The following is a 16,978-nucleotide window of genomic DNA, read 5'->3' on the forward strand; positions in this document are numbered from 1 at the left end:
GGAAGTGGGGAAAACCCGGACGCGGTGGCCGGAGCGGACCTACTCTCGACGTGTGCCAGGCGCTTCGGGGCGGGTGCTTGTTGTGGACGACAACAAGGTCATCCGGCAGCTGATCAGGGTCAATCTCGAGCTGGAAGGGCTCGAGGTCGTGACCGCGGCCGATGGTGCCGAGTGTCTGGACGTGGTGCATCAGGTGCAGCCCGACGTCGTGACGCTCGACGTCGTCATGCCCCGGCTGGACGGGCTGCGCACCGCCGCCCGCCTCCGTGCCGATCCCCGCACGTCTCATCTGCCCCTCGCCATCATCAGCGCGTGTACGCAGTACGACGTCGAGGCGGGTCTCGACGTCGGTGTGGACGCCTTCCTCGCCAAGCCCTTCGAGCCCGCCGAGCTGGTGCGGCTCGTCATGGACCTCATCGATCGCCGCACCGGACACGACGGGCACGGGGGAGAGGCCCACGGGGGCGGAGGAGACGAAGGCGGGGGAGACGGCGGCGGTGCCGGAGGAAGCGGCGGCAGCGGGGGAGGCCGAGCGCCGGGGGACGGTGGTGTTGCCGGGGCCGGTGAGGGTGGGACTTCCGGTCCGCACCGTGATTCCGGGGGCGGCTCGAGTCCCGACCGTGATGCCTCCCCGGGTGGCGACGGCATCTCCGACGGTGTCCCTGGCGGGATGGCCCGCGGAGGGTAGGGCGGCCGGGGTCAGGACAGGGCGGCTGAGGACGCAGGGGGTAAGGCGGCGGGTAGAGCAGGAGGGTATGGCGGCCTGAGGCCGCAGGGGGTAGGCCGGCGAGTACCGCACGAGGAAGGCCCGCGGATTCCGCTGGAAGGTGGACCGGCGGGGACCGTCAGAAGGCAGGGCCGGTGGATAACCGCCTCGCTCACCCACCCCCCTCCTCCCCTACGCTTGTCCCGTGACACCCGTCGAGCTCTCCCGTACCGTGCTGCGCGCGGTGCGTCGTGCTGTCGACGACGGTGAGCTGAGCGTGACCGTGCCCGAGCGGGCCGTGGTGGGTGAACCGGGGCCCGGTGGTTGCGGGGACTACGCCACCAACATCGCGCTCCAGCTCGCCCGGCCGGCCGGGCAGCCCCCGCGGCGGGTCGCCGAGATACTGCGGCCCCGCCTCGCCGACGCCGCCGGCATCCAGGACGTCGTCGTCACCGGGCCCGGGTTCCTCAACATCACCCTCGCCGCGCAGGCCGATCCCGTCAGCGGGCTCGTGCGGGAGATCCGGGACAAGGGCGACCGGTACGGGCATGGACACGCCCTCGCCGGCCAGGTCGTGGCACTGCGCGTGCCGTACGAGGTGCGGGCCGAGGTCGTCGCCGACGTGGTCGTACGGCTCGTGGGGGCGCAGGGCGGCAGGGCCACCGTCGAGCACGGCGAGCCCGCGGACCTGCGGCCCGTGCCCGCGCCGGAGGATCCCGCCCCGCTCGGTCCCGACGCCGCCCGGTGGGCCCTGCTCCACCCGGCCCTGCACGACCGGCCCCGGATCAGCGCCGACCATCTGGTGCAGCGTGAGAGCAATCCCCTCTTCCGTGTCCGGTACGCCCACGCCCGCATCCGGTCCCTCAGCCGTAACGCCGCCCGCCTGGGCTTCACCGCCGAGCCCGGACCCGTCGCGGCCCCCCACCTCGGCCACCACGTCACGACCACCGGTGCCGCCCGTCACGGCGACTGCGCCCCGAACGCCGGTGCCGCCCACCCCGACGCCGCCCGCCTGGGCTTCACCGCCGAACCCGGACCCGCCGAACCCGGACCCGCCGAACCCGGACCCGCCGAACCCGGACCCGCCGAGCCCGGACCCGTCGAGCCTGGACCCGTCGAGCCTGGACCCGCCGCCCCCACCCAGCCGGGCGCCCTCCCGCACCCCGCCCCGCACCCCGACGCCGGCACCACCCTCCGCCCGCTTCTGACCCCCCTCGCCGACCACCCCCGTATCCTCGCCGCGGCCGCCACCCACCGTGCCCCGGACCGGGTCGCCCGGCATCTCGTGACCGTTGCCGATGCCGTGCTGCCCTTTCTGCCCTGCGTGCTTCCCCGCGGGGACGAGAAACCCTCGGCCGCCCACCGTGCCCGGCTGGCCCTCGCCGAAGCTGCCGGGACGGTGCTGGCCGGCGGCCTGTCCCTGCTCGGCATCGACGCACCCGAACATCTCTGAGGCGCCGAGAGCGAATGCGTCCCGGAGAGAGACAGAGAGTCTGAGAGTCACGTCATGAGCCGTTCCGCCCATCCCGCCGGGCCCCGTCACGCCGACGTCCTGCCCGAGGGGCACTACTCCGCGCCGCCCGCCGACCTCAACGCCCTCGACCCCAAGGTGTGGGCCCGGACCGTCGGCCGTGACGACGACGGTGTCCTCACCGTCGGCGGGATCACCGCCACCCGCCTCGCCGAGGAGTTCGGCACGCCCGCCTACATCCTCGACGAGGCCGACTTCCGGGCCCGCGCCCGCGCCTGGCGCAGCGCGTTCGGCCCGGACGCCGACGTGTTCTACGCCGGGAAGGCCTTCCTGTCCCGGGCCGTCGTGCGGTGGCTGCACGAGGAGGGGCTCAATCTCGACGTCTGCTCGGGCGGGGAACTGGCCACCGCCCTGAGCGCCGGCATGCCCGCCGAGCGGATCGCCCTGCACGGCAACAACAAGTCCGTCGCGGAGATCACCCGGGCCGTCGAGGCCGGCGTCGGACGCATCGTCCTGGACTCCTTCCAGGAGATCGCGCGGGTCGCGCACATCGCGCAGTCGCTGGGCAGGCGCCAGCCGGTCCAGATCCGGATCACCGTGGGTGTGGAGGCGCACACCCACGAGTTCATCGCCACCGCCCACGAGGACCAGAAGTTCGGGATCCCGCTCGCCGGGGGGCAGGCCGCGGAGGCCGTACGGCGGGCGCTGCACCTCGACGGGCTGGAGCTGATCGGGATCCACTCCCACATCGGGTCGCAGATCTTCGACATGTCCGGTTTCGAGGTCGCCGCCCACCGCGTGGTCGGGCTGTTGCGGGACGTCCGGGACGAGCACGGGGTCGAGCTGCCCGAGATCGACCTGGGCGGCGGGCTCGGTATCGCCTACACCAGCGACGACGATCCCCGTGAGCCGCACGAGATCGCCAAGGCGCTCAACGAGATCGTCACGCGCGAGTGCGATGCGGCGGGGCTGCGGACCCCGCGGATCTCCGTCGAGCCGGGGCGGGCCATCGTCGGGCCGACCGCCTTCACGCTCTACGAGGTCGGCACCGTGAAGCCGCTGGAGGGGCTGCGGACGTACGTCTCCGTCGACGGCGGCATGTCCGACAACATCCGGACCGCGCTGTACGACGCCGAGTACAGCGTCGCGCTGGTGTCGCGGGCCTCGGACGCCGAGCCCGTCCTCACCCGCGTCGTCGGCAAGCACTGCGAGAGCGGGGACATCGTGGTCAAGGACGCGTTCCTGCCCGCCGACCTGGCGCCGGGCGACCTGATCGCCGTACCGGCGACGGGCGCGTACTGCCGGTCCATGGCCAGCAACTACAACCACGTGCTCCGGCCGCCCGTCGTCGCCGTACGGGACGGCGAGGCCCGGGTGATCGTCCGGCGCGAGACGGAGGAGGACCTCCTGCGTCTCGACGTGGGGTGACCGGGTCCACGGAGATCGCGGGGGTGTGACCGGGGGTGGAAGATCTGCGGTCCCGCGCCCCCGTACAAATGAAATAGATGTCTCACGATCCGGACGAAGGGTAGAAACTGTCGTCCGGTGAGTGAGACTGGTCCAACCGTAGACGGTATGAGGAAACGAGGTCGGATGATGCGTACGCGTCCGCTGAAGGTGGCGCTGCTGGGCTGTGGAGTGGTCGGCTCAGAGGTGGCGCGCATCATGACGACGCACGCCGACGACCTCGCCGCCCGGATCGGCGCCCCGGTGGAGCTCGCGGGGGTCGCCGTCCGGCGGCCCTCCAAGGTCCGGGAGGGCATCGATCCGGCCCTCGTCACCACCGACGCCACCGCCCTCGTCAAACGCGGCGACATCGACGTGGTCGTCGAGGTCATCGGCGGGATCGAGCCCGCGCGCACCCTCATCACCACCGCCTTCGAGCACGGCGCCTCCGTCGTCTCGGCCAACAAGGCGCTGCTCGCCCAGGACGGGGCCGCGCTGCACGCCGCCGCCGGGCAGCACGGCAAGGACCTCTACTACGAGGCCGCCGTCGCCGGCGCCATCCCGCTGATCCGGCCGCTGCGCGAGTCCCTCGCCGGCGACAAGGTCAACCGCGTGCTCGGCATCGTCAACGGCACCACCAACTTCATCCTCGACAAGATGGACTCCACGGGGGCGGGCTACCAGGAGGCCCTGGACGAGGCCACCGCCCTCGGGTACGCGGAGGCCGACCCGACCGCCGACGTCGAGGGCTTCGACGCCGCCGCCAAGGCCGCGATCCTCGCCGGCATCGCCTTCCACACGCGCGTGCGCCTCGACGACGTCTACCGCGAGGGCATGACCGAGGTCACCGCCGCCGACTTCCGCTCGGCCGGCGAGATGGGCTGCACCATCAAGCTGCTCGCCATCTGCGAGCGCGCCAAGGACGGGGCGTCGGTCACCGCGCGCGTGCATCCGGCGATGATCCCGCTCAGCCACCCGCTCGCCTCGGTGCGCGGCGCGTACAACGCCGTCTTCGTGGAGTCGGACGCGGCCGGGCAGCTGATGTTCTACGGCCCCGGCGCCGGCGGTGCCCCGACCGCCTCGGCCGTCCTCGGTGACCTGGTCGCCGTCTGCCGCAACCGGCTCACCGGCACCACCGGGCCCGGCGAGTCGGCGTACGCCGACCTGACCGTCTCCTCGATGGGCGAGGTCGTCACCCGGTACCACATCAGCCTCGACGTGGCCGACAAACCGGGCGTGCTCGCCCAGGTCGCCACCGTCTTCGCCGAACACGGCGTCTCCATCGACACCGTTCGGCAGCAGGGCAAGGACGGCGAGGCCTCCCTCGTCGTCGTCACCCACCGGGCCTCCGACGCCTCCCTCACCGGGACCGTCGAGGCACTGCGCAAGCTCGACACCGTGCGGGGTGTCGCCAGCATCATGCGGGTTGAAGGAGAGTAACCAGCAATGACCCACCAGTGGCGCGGAATCATCGAGGAGTACCGGGACAGGCTTCCGGTCTCCGACAGCACGCCGGTCGTGACGCTCCGCGAGGGCGGCACGCCCCTCGTGCCCGCGCAGGTGCTCTCCGAGCGCACGGGCTGCGAGGTCCACCTGAAGGTGGAGGGAGCCAACCCCACCGGGTCCTTCAAGGACCGCGGCATGACCATGGCCATCAGCAAGGCCAAGGAGGAGGGGGCCAAGGCGGTCATCTGCGCCTCCACCGGCAACACCTCCGCCTCCGCGGCCGCGTACGCCGTACGCGCCGGCATGGTGTCCGCGGTCCTCGTGCCGCAGGGCAAGATCGCGCTCGGCAAGATGGGCCAGGCCCTCGTGCACGGCGCGAAGATCCTCCAGGTGGACGGCAACTTCGACGACTGCCTCACCCTCGCCCGCGCACTGAGCGAGAACTACCCCGTGGCGCTGGTGAATTCGGTCAACCCGGTGCGCATCGAGGGCCAGAAGACGGCCGCCTTCGAGATCGTCGACATGCTCGGCGACGCGCCGGACATCCATGTCCTGCCGGTCGGCAACGCGGGCAACATCACCGCCTACTGGAAGGGCTACCGGGAGTACGCCGCCGACGGCATCGCCACCGGGACCCCCCGCATGTGGGGCTTCCAGGCCTCCGGCAGCGCCCCGATCGTGCGCGGCGAGGTCGTCAAGGACCCGTCCACCATCGCCACGGCCATCCGCATCGGCAACCCCGCCTCCTGGCAGTACGCCCTGGCCGCGCGGGACGAGTCCGGCGGTGTCATCGACGAGGTGACGGACCGTGAAATCCTGCGCGCCTACCGGCTATTGGCCGCGCAGGAGGGTGTTTTCGTGGAGCCCGCCTCCGCCGCCTCCGTGGCCGGTCTGCTGAAGGCCGCCGAACAGGGCAAGGTCGACCCGGGGCAGCGCATCGTGTGCACCGTCACCGGCAACGGCCTGAAGGACCCCGACTGGGCCGTCGCCGGCGCCCCGCAGCCGGTCACCGTCCCGGTCGACGCGGCCACCGCGGCCGAGCGCCTCGGCCTCGCCTGACAGCCTCGTCCGGCGGTCAGGGCCTCGTCCGGCGGTCAGGGCCTCGTCCGACGGTCACGGCCCGGGGCGCGCCGCCGCCTGCGCGCCGCACCCCGGCCATGGCCCCCCGGGCCACGGCACCCCGTCCGGGCGCCCGGGGCCGGGTGTTCCGGCTCCGGGTCCCGGGCCCGGGCGTCCCTCTTCCGGGACCGTCCCTGACCGGGGCACAGGCGGCTTCCGACACGCATCGTGCGCCTCCTGTGCGCCCTATGTCGCCACGGAACCTTCCTTCGATAGGCTGTATCCAACCCGCCCACCGCATATGCCCCCGCGTGTGGCAGGGCGCCGCGCCGTCTCCGCGGCCCGACGGGTCTTCGTACGCAAGTCATCGGCAGTCCACCGGACGACCCTCGAAACCATCGAGCGTCATCCGACAGTCACGCAGCTCAAGGAGAGTCAACGAGCGATGGCCGGTCCAGCGTTCCGCGCCGCCGCCGTCCGGGTGCGCGTTCCCGCCACCAGCGCCAACCTCGGCCCCGGCTTCGACGCCCTGGGTCTCGCGCTGGGGCTCTACGACGACGTGGTCGTCCGGGTGGCCGACACCGGGCTGCACATCGACATCGCGGGCGAGGGCAGCGAGACCCTCCCGCGGGACGAGAGCCACCTCCTCGTCCGCTCCCTGCGCACGGCCTTCGACCTGCTGGGCGGCCAGCCCCGGGGCCTGGAGATCGTCTGCGCCAACCGCATCCCGCACGGCCGGGGCCTCGGCTCCTCATCCGCCGCCATCTGCGCCGGCATCGTCGCCGCCCGCGCGGTGACCATAGGCGGCGAGCCCCGCCTGGACGACGCCGCGCTGCTGGAGCTGGCCACCGAGATCGAGGGCCACCCCGACAACGTGGCCGCGTGTCTGCTCGGCGGCTTCACCCTGTCCTGGATGGAGGCCGGCGCCGCCCGGGCCATCAGGATGGAGCCCCACCATTCCATCGTTCCGGTGGTTTTCGTGCCCGGGAAGCCGGTCCTCACCGAGACCGCGCGCGGCCTGCTCCCGCGCTCCGTGCCGCACGTCGACGCCGCCGCCAACGCGGGCCGCGCCGCCCTGCTCGTCGAGGCGCTGACCAGGCGCCCCGAGCTGCTGCTGCCCGCCACCGAGGACCGTCTGCACCAGGAGTACCGCGCCCCGGCCATGCCGGAGAGCGCGGCGCTGGTGGAGCGGTTGCGCGCCGACGGCGTCCCGGCCGTCATCTCCGGCGCCGGACCCACCGTCATGGCCCTCGCCGACGCCGGCACCGCCGACAAGGTGGAAGCCCTGGCCGGCGCCGAGTGGGCCGCCAACCGGCTGGACCTCGACGTACAGGGAGCGAGCGTGCTGCCGCTTGCGCCCTGACACGCGGTTGCCGGATTTGGAGAGGGGGAATGTTTGTTGGATCCGGTAGTGTTAATCTCAAGTCTGCACCCGACCTCACCATGGCGAGGTGCCTCGTGTCCCCGTCGGGGACAGACATTCTTCCGGGAGCCTCCCGCGCCACTCCGTGTTCCTTGCGCCGTACCTGGGCAGTACGTCGTATGCGAGCGCTGAGCGGGCCGCCGGTGGGGGTACCCCCTCTAGGGGATCTCCGGAACCGGTGCTACCACGCCACGTGACACAGGGTGCCACGGCTCGCGGAAGCGCCATCACCGCACATTTTCTTCCGCCGCTTTGGCGGACCACCGCCCCGGCACGGTTCACAGAAGACAGGACCGTAGCCGGACAGCACAACCGGTCGCCGAGCCAGACAGGCCGACGTCCGCTCCAGGGAAGGACCCTTCGTGAGCGACACCACCGATCTGATGGGCGCACGTGTCGAGGAGACCGCTGCCGCGCCCTCCACGGACGCCTCCGCGCCTGCCACCGGTGCCGGCTCCCGGCGGCGCCGCGGTACCGGCCTCGAGGGCATGGTGCTGGCCGAGCTTCAGCAGGTCGCCTCGGGCCTCGGTATCAGGGGCACCGCGCGGATGCGCAAGAGCCAGCTGATCGAGGTCATCAAGGAGGCGCAGGCTTCCGGGGGCGCCGCCCCCAAGGCCGAGACCGCCACCGAGACCAAGCCGAAGCGCCGGGCCACCTCCAAGGCCCGCACCGGCGACTCCGCCGAGGGTGCGGAGAAGGACGCCGGGACCCGGTCCGAGGCGCCCGCCGACAAGGCCGTGGCCCAGCAGCAGATCGAGATCCCCGGCCAGCCCGCCGGGGGCCCCTCCCGTGATGGGGGCACCTCCCGCGCGAGCGCAGCCGAGCGTGGGGGAGAGGCCGAGCGCGGGGGAGACGACGCCCCGGTCGAGCGCCGTCGCCGCCGTGCCACCGCCGATGCGGGCAGCCCGGCCGGGAGCGGTGCCGACACCGTCGCCGCCGAGGCCAAGAGCGAGCCCAAGGCCGAGACGCCCGCGCAGCAGTCGCAGCAGCAGGGTGAGGCCAGGGGCGACGCGGGTGACGGCGAGGGCCGTGGCCGCCGCGACCGCCGTGAGCGCGGCCGGGACCGCGACCGCGGCGACCGCGCTGACCGTGGCGACCGCCGTGGCAAGGGCGACGAGCAGCAGGGCCAGGGCGGCGGCCGTCAGGACCGTCAGCAGCAGGGCCAGCAGCAGGGCGGGGGCCGCCAGGACCGCGACCGCCAGCAGCAGCAGGACGACGACGACTTCGAGGGCGGCCGCCGCGGCCGTCGGGGCCGCTACCGCGACCGCCGTGGCCGTCGTGGCCGCGACGAGATCGCCGAGCCGCAGGTCACCGACGACGACGTCCTGATCCCCGTCGCGGGCATCCTGGACATCCTGGACAACTACGCGTTCATCCGGACCTCCGGCTACCTGCCCGGTCCGAACGACGTGTACGTCTCCCTCGCCCAGGTCCGCAAGAACGGTCTGCGCAAGGGTGACCACCTCACCGGCGCGGTCCGCCAGCCCAAGGAGGGCGAGCGCCGCGAGAAGTTCAACGCGCTGGTCCGCCTCGACTCCGTCAACGGCATGGCGCCCGAACACGGCCGCGGCCGACCGGAGTTCAACAAGCTGACCCCGCTCTACCCGCAGGACCGCCTCCGCCTGGAGACCGACCCGGGCGTGCTGACGACCCGGATCATCGACCTCGTCGCGCCGATCGGCAAGGGCCAGCGCGGTCTGATCGTGGCCCCGCCGAAGACCGGCAAGACCATGATCATGCAGGCGATCGCCAACGCGATCACGCACAACAACCCCGAGTGCCACCTGATGGTCGTCCTGGTCGACGAGCGTCCGGAAGAGGTCACCGACATGCAGCGGTCGGTGAAGGGCGAGGTCATCTCCTCGACCTTCGACCGCCCGGCCGAGGACCACACCACGGTCGCCGAGCTGGCCATCGAGCGCGCCAAGCGCCTTGTGGAGCTGGGTCACGACGTCGTCGTGCTGCTCGACTCGATCACGCGTCTGGGCCGTGCCTACAACCTGGCGGCCCCGGCCTCCGGCCGCATCCTGTCCGGTGGTGTCGACTCGACCGCGCTGTACCCGCCGAAGCGCTTCTTCGGCGCGGCGCGGAACATCGAGGACGGCGGCTCGCTCACCATCCTCGCCACCGCGCTGGTGGACACCGGGTCCCGCATGGACGAGGTGATCTTCGAGGAGTTCAAGGGCACCGGCAACGCGGAGCTCAAGCTCGACCGCAAGCTCGCCGACAAGCGCATCTTCCCGGCGGTGGACGTCGACGCGTCCGGTACCCGTAAGGAAGAGATCCTGCTCGGCAGCGATGAGCTGGCCGTCACCTGGAAGCTGCGCCGGGTGCTGCACGCGCTCGACCAGCAGCAGGCCATCGAGCTGCTGCTGGACAAGATGAAGCAGACCAAGTCGAACGGCGAGTTCCTGATGCAGATCCAGAAGACGACGCCGACGCCGGGAAACGGTGACTGAACGTCCCCGCGTCCCTGAACCGCACGAGCCCGCCCCCCGTCCCCTTGTGGACGGGGGGCGGGCTCGTTGCGCCGGGGGAGGGGAAGGCCTGCGACCCGGGATCTTCGCCACAGGAATCCGGACGGGCACCGAAGTCCGGACGCACGGCCTCAGGCGGCGAAACCGCAGGTGAAGGCGGTCGGCCGGGAACAGGCGACTACACTTGGTGACTTTTTCCGCACGCGTCGTGCACTCTGCGTCGTGCAACCCTTTTCCCGGTTTCTCCGTCTGACCCGGCGGAGCGACGATGGAGCGGTGAGAACCGCGCCTGACCCTGACAGCAGGGGGTAGCCGACCGACGAGACCGAGGAGCGCTGTGGCCGCCGAGAGCACGCCCGAGCCCGCCATAACCGGGCAGGGCACGACCGGACCCCGCCGCGGAGGCAAGGGCCGCCGCCGCAAGGCCCGTGGCACGCACCGCAAGGCCCTGCTCGTGACGGCCTGGACGGCCGCGGGCGTGGTCGTGCTGGGCGGCGCAGGCGCCGGGCTCGTGTACGTCAAGCTCAACGGCAACATCCGCAGTGTCGACATCAACCAGGCTCTCGGCAGCGACCGGCCCACGAAGATCGACAACGGTTCCGAGAACATCCTGGTCCTCGGCTCGGACACCCGGGCCGGCAAGAACAGGAAGCTCGGCGGCGGCGCCGACGACGGCAGCGCCCGCTCCGACACGGCGATGATCGTCCACGTGTACGAGGGCCACCAGCGGGCCAGCGTGGTCTCCATCCCCCGGGACACCCTCGTCGACCGGCCCGAATGCACCGACGCCAAGGGCACCGCCCACCCCGTCGCGTCCGGCGTGATGTTCAACGAGGCGTACTCCACCGGGGGCGCGGCCTGCGCGGTGAAGACCGTCGAGTCGATCAGCGGGATCCGCATGGACCACTACCTGGAGGTCGACTTCGAGGGCTTCCAGAGACTCATCGACGACCTCGGCGGGGTCCGGGTGACGACCACCAAGGCCATCGACGACCCGCGGAGCCACCTGCGCCTCAAAGCCGGCGCGCACACCCTGGACGGCGAGCAGGCCCTCGGCCTGGTCCGCACCCGGCACGGTGTGGGCGACGGCTCCGACCTGGGCCGCATCCAGCTCCAGCAGGCCTTCGTCAAGGCACTGATCGACCAGGTCAAGCACGTCGGCGTCTTCACGAACCCCAAGAAGCTGTTCGACCTCGCCGACACCGCCACCAAGGCCGTAACCACCGACTCCGACCTCGGCTCCGTCAACTCCCTGATGGACTTCGCGGGCGGCCTCAAGGGCATCGGCTCGTCGCACATGAAGATGGTCACGATGCCCGTGCGGTACGACCCGGCCAACCCCAACCGGGTCCTCCTGGAGCGGAGCAAGGCCGCGCTGGTGTGGAACGCCCTGAAGAACGACCGGCCGATCCCCCGGGCGGCCACGGAAGGCACGGCGACGGGCGAGGCCACGGGCGTGGTGACCGGCTAGGCGTAGCGCCGCGGGGGGTTGTGCGGCGGCTCCCGGAATAGAACAACCGCACCCCCGGTTTGGGTGGATGGCCCCAGTCCTGGCAGACTGGTACGTCGGCTCCGGTTCACGCTCCCGCATCCCGTGGCGGCGACCCGGCGCCCTCCCGATACCTAGGAGACACCTTGAAGCGCGACATCCACCCCCAGTACGTCGAGACGCAGGTCAGCTGCACCTGTGGCGCGTCGTTCACCACCCGCAGCACCATCGAGTCCGGTGCCATCCGGGCCGACGTCTGCTCCGAGTGCCACCCGTTCTACACGGGCAAGCAGAAGATCCTCGACACCGGTGGCCGTGTGGCCCGCTTCGAGGCCCGCTTCGGCAAGGCTGCCGCCGGCTCCAAGAAGTAGCGAGCCCCATATCGCCGGTCCACGGTCACGCCCACTCGCGGGGTGTGCCCGGGACCGGCGTTTTTGGTCGCCCGCCCTTTCCTTCACCGCAGTACAGGAGCCCAGAATGTTCGAGGCCGTCGAGGAACTCGTCGTCGAGCACGCCGACCTGGAGAAGAAGCTCGCCGACCCGTCGGTCCACTCCGACCAGGCGCACGCGCGCAAGCTGAACAAGCGCTACGCCGAGCTGACCCCGATCGTCGCCACGTACCGCTCCTGGAAGCAGACCGGCGAGGACGTGGAGACCGCGCGCGAGTACGCGGCCGCCGAGCCCGAGTTCGCCGCCGAGGTCAAGGACCTGGAGAAGCAGCGCGGGGAGCTGACCGAGAAACTGCGGCTGCTGCTCGTCCCGCGTGACCCGAGTGACGACAAGGACGTCATTCTGGAGATCAAGGCGGGCGCCGGCGGTGACGAGTCGGCCCTGTTCGCCGGTGACCTGCTGCGCATGTACCTGCGCTACGCCGAGCGCGTCGGCTGGAAGACCGAGATCATCGACGCCACCGAGTCCGAGCTGGGCGGCTACAAGGACGTCCAGGTCGCGGTGAAGACCAAGGGCGGCCAGGGCGCGACCGAGCCCGGTCAGGGCGTGTGGGCCCGGCTGAAGTACGAGGGCGGGGTGCACCGCGTGCAGCGGGTGCCGGCCACCGAGTCCCAGGGCCGCATCCACACCTCCGCCGCCGGTGTGCTCGTCACGCCGGAGGCCGAGGAGGTCGACGTCGAGATCAACCCCAACGACCTCCGCATCGACGTGTACCGGTCCTCCGGCCCGGGCGGCCAGTCCGTCAACACCACCGACTCCGCCGTGCGGATCACGCACCTGCCGACCGGGGTCGTCGCCTCCTGCCAGAACGAGAAGAGCCAGCTCCAGAACAAGGAGCAGGCGCTGCGTATCCTGCGTTCCAGGCTGCTCGCGGCGGCGCAGGAGGAGGCCGAGCGGGAGGCCGCCGACGCCCGCCGCAGCCAGGTCCGCACCGTCGACCGCTCCGAGAAGATCCGCACCTACAACTACCCGGAGAACCGGATCTCCGACCACCGCGTCGGCTTCAAGGCGTACAACCTGGACCAGGTCCTGGACGGCGACCTCGACGCGGTCATCCAGGCCTGTGTCGACGCAGACTCGGCGGCGAAGCTCGCCGCCGCGTAAGACCCGTACGCCCGCACGAGTACGACACGGAGGACTCGCGTGAACCTGCTGCTCGCAGAGGTGGCCCAGGCCACCCAGCGGCTGGCCGACGCCGGCGTGCCCTCGCCGCGCAACGACGCGGAGGAGCTGGCCGCCTTCGTGCACGGCGTGAAGCGCGGCGGACTCCACTCCGTGAAGGACACCGACTTCGACGCCCGGTACTGGGAGGTCATCGCCCGGCGCGAGCAGCGCGAGCCGCTCCAGCACATCACCGGGCGGGCGTACTTCCGGTACCTGGAGCTCCAGGTCGGGCCGGGCGTGTTCGTGCCCCGGCCCGAGACGGAGTCCGTGGTCGGCTGGGCCATAGACGCCGTACGCGCCATGGACGTCGTGGAGCCGTGCATCGTCGACCTGTGCACCGGCTCCGGCGCCATCGCGCTGGCCCTCGCGCAGGAGGTGCCGCGCTCCCGCGTCCACGCCGTGGAACTGTCCGAGGACGCCCTGGTGTGGACGCGCAAGAACGTGTCCGGGTCGCGGGTCGACCTGCGCCAGGGTGACGCCCTCACGGCCTTCCCCGACCTCGACGGCCAGGTGGACCTGGTCATCTCCAACCCGCCGTACATCCCGCTCACCGAATGGGAGTACGTCGCCCCGGAGGCCCGCGACTACGACCCGGAGCTGGCCCTGTTCTCCGGTGAGGACGGACTCGACCTCATCCGGGGCATCGAACGCACCGCGCACCGGCTGCTGCGCCCCGGCGGTGTCGTCGTCATCGAGCACGCCGACACCCAGGGCGGCCAGGTGCCGTGGATCTTCACCGAGGAGCGGGGCTGGGCCGACGCGGCCGACCACCCCGATCTCAACAACCGCCCCCGCTTCGCGACGGCCCGCAAGGCGCTGCCGTGAGCACCCCGCAGACCCCCACCCCGCAGTACGTGTACGAGGAGGCCAGTTAGTCATGGCACGGCGATACGACACCAACGACGCGACCGACCGCGTGACGGGTCTGCGCGAGGCGGCGTCCGCCGTCCGCCGGGGCGAGCTGGTGGTGCTGCCGACCGACACGGTGTACGGGATCGGCGCCGACGCGTTCTCCTCGGAGGCCGTCAGCGACCTGCTCGCCGCCAAGGGCCGGGGCCGCAACATGCCCACCCCCGTCCTCATCGGCTCCCCGAACACCCTGCACGGCCTCGTCACGGACTTCTCCGAGCTGGCCTGGGAACTGGTCGACGCGTTCTGGCCGGGCGCCCTGACGCTCGTCGCCAGGCACCAGCCGTCCCTCCAGTGGGACCTCGGTGACACCCGCGGCACGGTCGCCGTGCGCATGCCGCTGCACCCGGTCGCCATCGAGCTGCTCACCGAGGTCGGTCCGATGGCCGTGTCCTCCGCCAACCTCACCGGTCACCCGGCGCCCGAGAACTGCGACGCCGCCCAGCAGATGCTCGGCGACTCCGTCTCCGTCTACCTCGACGGCGGGCCCACCCCGGGCATCGTGCCGTCGTCCATCGTGGACGTCTCCCGTGAGGTGCCGCTGCTGCTGCGCGAGGGCGCGATCTCCCCTGACGAGCTGCGCAAGGTGGTACCCGATCTCGAGGTGGCGAATTGACGGCCCCTGAAGCGGGGCGTGGCATAGGCGGCGGGGGTTACAGCGCGGAGGAGACGACGACGTTCGGGTTTCCGCGCGACACCTTCCGCATCCTCCACGTCAGCACCGGCAACGTGTGCCGCTCACCCATCACCGAGCGGCTGACCCGCCACTTCGTCGCGGAGCGGCTCGGCGTGCTGGGCGGCGGGCTGATCGTGGAGAGCGCGGGCACCTGGGGCCACGAGGGCGCGTCCATGGAGTCCCACGCGGAGACCGTGCTGGCCGAGTTCGGCGCGGACACCTCCGGCTTCGTCGGCCGGGAGCTGCTGGACGAACACGTGATCATGGCCGACCTGGTCCTGACCGCCACCCGCGACCACCGCGCCCAGGTCATCTCCATGGGCCATTCCGCGGGGCTGCGCACCTTCACCCTCAAGGAGTTCACCCGCCTGGTCCGCGCCATAGACCCCACCACGCTGCCGCCGCTGGAGGACGGGGTGGTGATGCGGGCGCGGGCGTTGGTGCGGGCGGCTGCGGCGCTGCGGGGCTGGCTGCTGGCCCCGACGGCGGAGGCGGACGAGGTCTACGACCCTTACGGCGCGCCCCTGACGTTCTTCCGTTCGATCGGCGACGAGATACGGGACGCCCTGGACCCGGTCGTCACCGCGCTGACAGGGGTCCCGGCGCGCGCGTGACGGCCACGTGCGGTGACCCGGTGGACGGAGTCCGCCGCAGCGTCTGGAAGCCGGCAGGCCCGCCAGGGCCGAGCGCGCGCGAGACGCGCCGGGGAGGGGTCCCGCCCGCGTTGTGCGTGCGGCTGCGGTGCGCGGCCGGCCACCGATTGCGCTGACGGGAGTACCCGCTCGTACACAGGCGCACCGTGCGGGCGTGACGGTCGCGCGTTCGCCGGGGGGCGGGCCTACATTGGGGATACGTCACCGTCGACCGCCCGGAGTCCGTCATGTCGGTCACCACCGTCCATGAGACCGATGCCCTGCGGCGGCAGGATCCGGCGATGGCCGAGATCCTGCTGGGGGAGCTTCAGCGGCAGTCGACGACGCTCCAGCTGATCGCCGCCGAGAACTTCTGCTCACCGGCCGTGCTGGCCGCCCTCGGCTCGCCGCTCGCCAACAAGTACGCCGAGGGGTATCCCGGGGCCCGGCACCACGGCGGCTGCGAGATCGTCGACGTCGCCGAACGCGCCGCCGTCGACCGGGCCAGGGCCCTGTTCGGCGCCGAGCACGCCAACGTGCAGTCCCACTCCGGCTCTTCGGCCGTGCTGGCCGCCTACGCGGCCCTGCTGCGCCCCGGCGACACGGTCCTCGCCCTGGGCCTGCCCCACGGCGGCCACCTCACCCACGGCTCACCGGCGAACTTCTCCGGCCGCTGGTTCGATTTCGTCGGCTACGGCGTCGACGCCGAGACCGGTCTGATCGACCACGACCAGGTGCGCCACCTGGCCCGCAACCACCGCCCCAAGGCCATCGTGTGCGGTTCCATCTCCTACCCCCGTCACATCGACTACGCCTTCTTCCGTGAGGTCGCCGACGAGGTCGGGGCCTATCTGATCGCCGACGCCGCGCATCCGATCGGGCTGGTCGCCGGCGGCGCGGCGCCGAACCCGGTGCCGTACGCGGACATCGTGTGCGCGACCACCCACAAGGTGCTGCGCGGCCCGCGCGGCGGGATGCTCCTGTGCGGTGCCGAGCTGGCCCAGCGCGTGGACCGGGCCGTCTTCCCCTTCACCCAGGGCGGCGCCCAGATGCACACCATCGCCGCCAAGGCCGTCGCGTTCGGTGAGGCGGCGACACCGGCGTTCGCGGCGTACGCCCGTCAGGTCGTCGCCAACGCGCGCGTGCTCGCCGGGCACCTGGCCGCGGAGGGGCTGGCCGTCACCACCGGCGGCACGGACACCCACCTGATCACCGCGGACCCGGCCCCGCTCGGCGTGGACGGCCGCACCGCGCGTGGCCGCCTGCTGGCGGCCGGCCTGGTCCTGGACTGCTGCGCGCTGCCGCACGACGACGGCCGCGGCCTGCGCCTGGGGACGGCCGCCGTGACCACGCAGGGCATGGGCGAGCCGGAGATGGTGCGGATCGCGGCGCTGCTGGCGGCCGTGCTGCGGAGCGGTACGGAGCCGGCCGCGGCCCGGGAGGAGGTGCGCGCCCTCACCGGCGAGTTCCCGCCGTATCCCGGCTGAACGGGGCCCGGCACCGTCCCGTACCTCCCGGTGTGGACCCCTGTGGACCGTGGCACACAGCCACCCGTGCAACCATCGTCGCTACCCGGAAGTCCTCAACCGTATGCGTCCGTCGCTAGGGTGTGAGGCTGTGATGGCCAGCG

Annotated in this window: 13 protein-coding genes and 1 pseudogene; all 14 read left to right on the plus strand. The window is 72.1% G+C overall.

The window, feature by feature from the left end:
- Positions 1-52: 52 nt before the first annotated feature.
- Positions 53-427: pseudogene (locus tag ABZ117_RS12940) on the plus strand (response regulator); the annotation flags it as partial.
- A gap of 484 nt (positions 428-911) precedes the next feature.
- Complete coding sequence (gene nrtL / locus ABZ117_RS12945) at positions 912-2,159, plus strand: ArgS-related anticodon-binding protein NrtL (RefSeq protein ID WP_356820098.1); 1,248 nt, start codon at positions 912-914, stop codon at positions 2,157-2,159.
- Positions 2,160-2,213: 54 nt separating this feature from the next.
- Positions 2,214-3,605: a diaminopimelate decarboxylase gene (lysA, locus tag ABZ117_RS12950; protein ID WP_356820100.1), complete on the plus strand. Its 1,392-nt coding sequence runs from the start codon at positions 2,214-2,216 to the stop codon at positions 3,603-3,605.
- Between the two features lie 165 nt (positions 3,606-3,770).
- A complete protein-coding gene (locus ABZ117_RS12955; RefSeq protein ID WP_356820101.1) occupies positions 3,771-5,063 on the plus strand; it encodes a homoserine dehydrogenase in 1,293 nt (430 codons plus the stop codon).
- Positions 5,064-5,069: 6 nt separating this feature from the next.
- Positions 5,070-6,128, plus strand: coding sequence for a threonine synthase (gene thrC, locus ABZ117_RS12960; RefSeq protein WP_356820103.1), 1,059 nt, complete (start codon positions 5,070-5,072; stop codon positions 6,126-6,128).
- Positions 6,129-6,573: 445 nt separating this feature from the next.
- Positions 6,574-7,491 (plus strand): homoserine kinase, encoded by a 918-nt coding sequence (gene thrB, locus ABZ117_RS12965; RefSeq protein WP_356820105.1) that lies wholly within the window; start codon positions 6,574-6,576, stop codon positions 7,489-7,491.
- A 422-nt stretch (positions 7,492-7,913) separates the two neighbouring features.
- Positions 7,914-10,010, plus strand: coding sequence for a transcription termination factor Rho (rho, locus tag ABZ117_RS12970; protein WP_356820107.1), 2,097 nt, complete (start codon positions 7,914-7,916; stop codon positions 10,008-10,010).
- 355 nt (positions 10,011-10,365) lie between these two features.
- Positions 10,366-11,499, plus strand: coding sequence for an LCP family protein (locus tag ABZ117_RS12975; RefSeq protein WP_356820108.1), 1,134 nt, complete (start codon positions 10,366-10,368; stop codon positions 11,497-11,499).
- Between the two features lie 164 nt (positions 11,500-11,663).
- Complete coding sequence (gene rpmE / locus ABZ117_RS12980; protein ID WP_356820110.1) at positions 11,664-11,888, plus strand: 50S ribosomal protein L31; 225 nt, start codon at positions 11,664-11,666, stop codon at positions 11,886-11,888.
- A 106-nt stretch (positions 11,889-11,994) separates the two neighbouring features.
- Positions 11,995-13,071, plus strand: a complete 1,077-nt coding sequence (gene prfA / locus ABZ117_RS12985; RefSeq protein ID WP_356820111.1) for a peptide chain release factor 1 — start codon at positions 11,995-11,997, stop codon at positions 13,069-13,071.
- A 39-nt stretch (positions 13,072-13,110) separates the two neighbouring features.
- Complete coding sequence (gene prmC, locus ABZ117_RS12990) at positions 13,111-13,956, plus strand: peptide chain release factor N(5)-glutamine methyltransferase (RefSeq protein WP_356820113.1); 846 nt, start codon at positions 13,111-13,113, stop codon at positions 13,954-13,956.
- Between the two features lie 52 nt (positions 13,957-14,008).
- Entirely contained in the window at positions 14,009-14,656 is a 648-nt protein-coding gene (locus ABZ117_RS12995; RefSeq protein ID WP_356820115.1) for an L-threonylcarbamoyladenylate synthase, read from the plus strand.
- A complete protein-coding gene (locus ABZ117_RS13000; protein WP_356820117.1) occupies positions 14,653-15,330 on the plus strand; it encodes a protein-tyrosine-phosphatase in 678 nt (225 codons plus the stop codon). The genes ABZ117_RS12995 and ABZ117_RS13000 overlap by 4 nt, the downstream gene beginning before the upstream one ends.
- Positions 15,331-15,596: 266 nt before the next feature.
- Positions 15,597-16,835 carry a serine hydroxymethyltransferase gene (gene glyA, locus ABZ117_RS13005; protein ID WP_356820119.1) on the plus strand — a complete coding sequence of 413 codons (1,239 nt, stop codon included), beginning with the start codon at positions 15,597-15,599 and terminating at the stop codon, positions 16,833-16,835.
- Positions 16,836-16,978 lie beyond the last annotated feature (143 nt).

Origin of the sequence: Streptomyces sp. NPDC006309 (assembly GCF_040613095.1) — a bacterium.
Lineage (GTDB): Bacteria > Actinomycetota > Actinomycetes > Streptomycetales > Streptomycetaceae > Streptomyces.

Coding starts and splice junctions, on each gene's coding strand:
- thrB (WP_356820105.1), top strand. CDS start 6,574: ATGGCCGGTCCAGCGTTCCGCGCCGCCGCCGTCCGGGTGCGCGTTCCC.
- lysA (WP_356820100.1), top strand. CDS start 2,214: ATGAGCCGTTCCGCCCATCCCGCCGGGCCCCGTCACGCCGACGTCCTG.
- ABZ117_RS12995 (WP_356820115.1), top strand. CDS start 14,009: ATGGCACGGCGATACGACACCAACGACGCGACCGACCGCGTGACGGGT.
- ABZ117_RS12955 (WP_356820101.1), top strand. CDS start 3,771: ATGATGCGTACGCGTCCGCTGAAGGTGGCGCTGCTGGGCTGTGGAGTG.
- glyA (WP_356820119.1), top strand. CDS start 15,597: ATGTCGGTCACCACCGTCCATGAGACCGATGCCCTGCGGCGGCAGGAT.
- prfA (WP_356820111.1), top strand. CDS start 11,995: ATGTTCGAGGCCGTCGAGGAACTCGTCGTCGAGCACGCCGACCTGGAG.
- thrC (WP_356820103.1), top strand. CDS start 5,070: ATGACCCACCAGTGGCGCGGAATCATCGAGGAGTACCGGGACAGGCTT.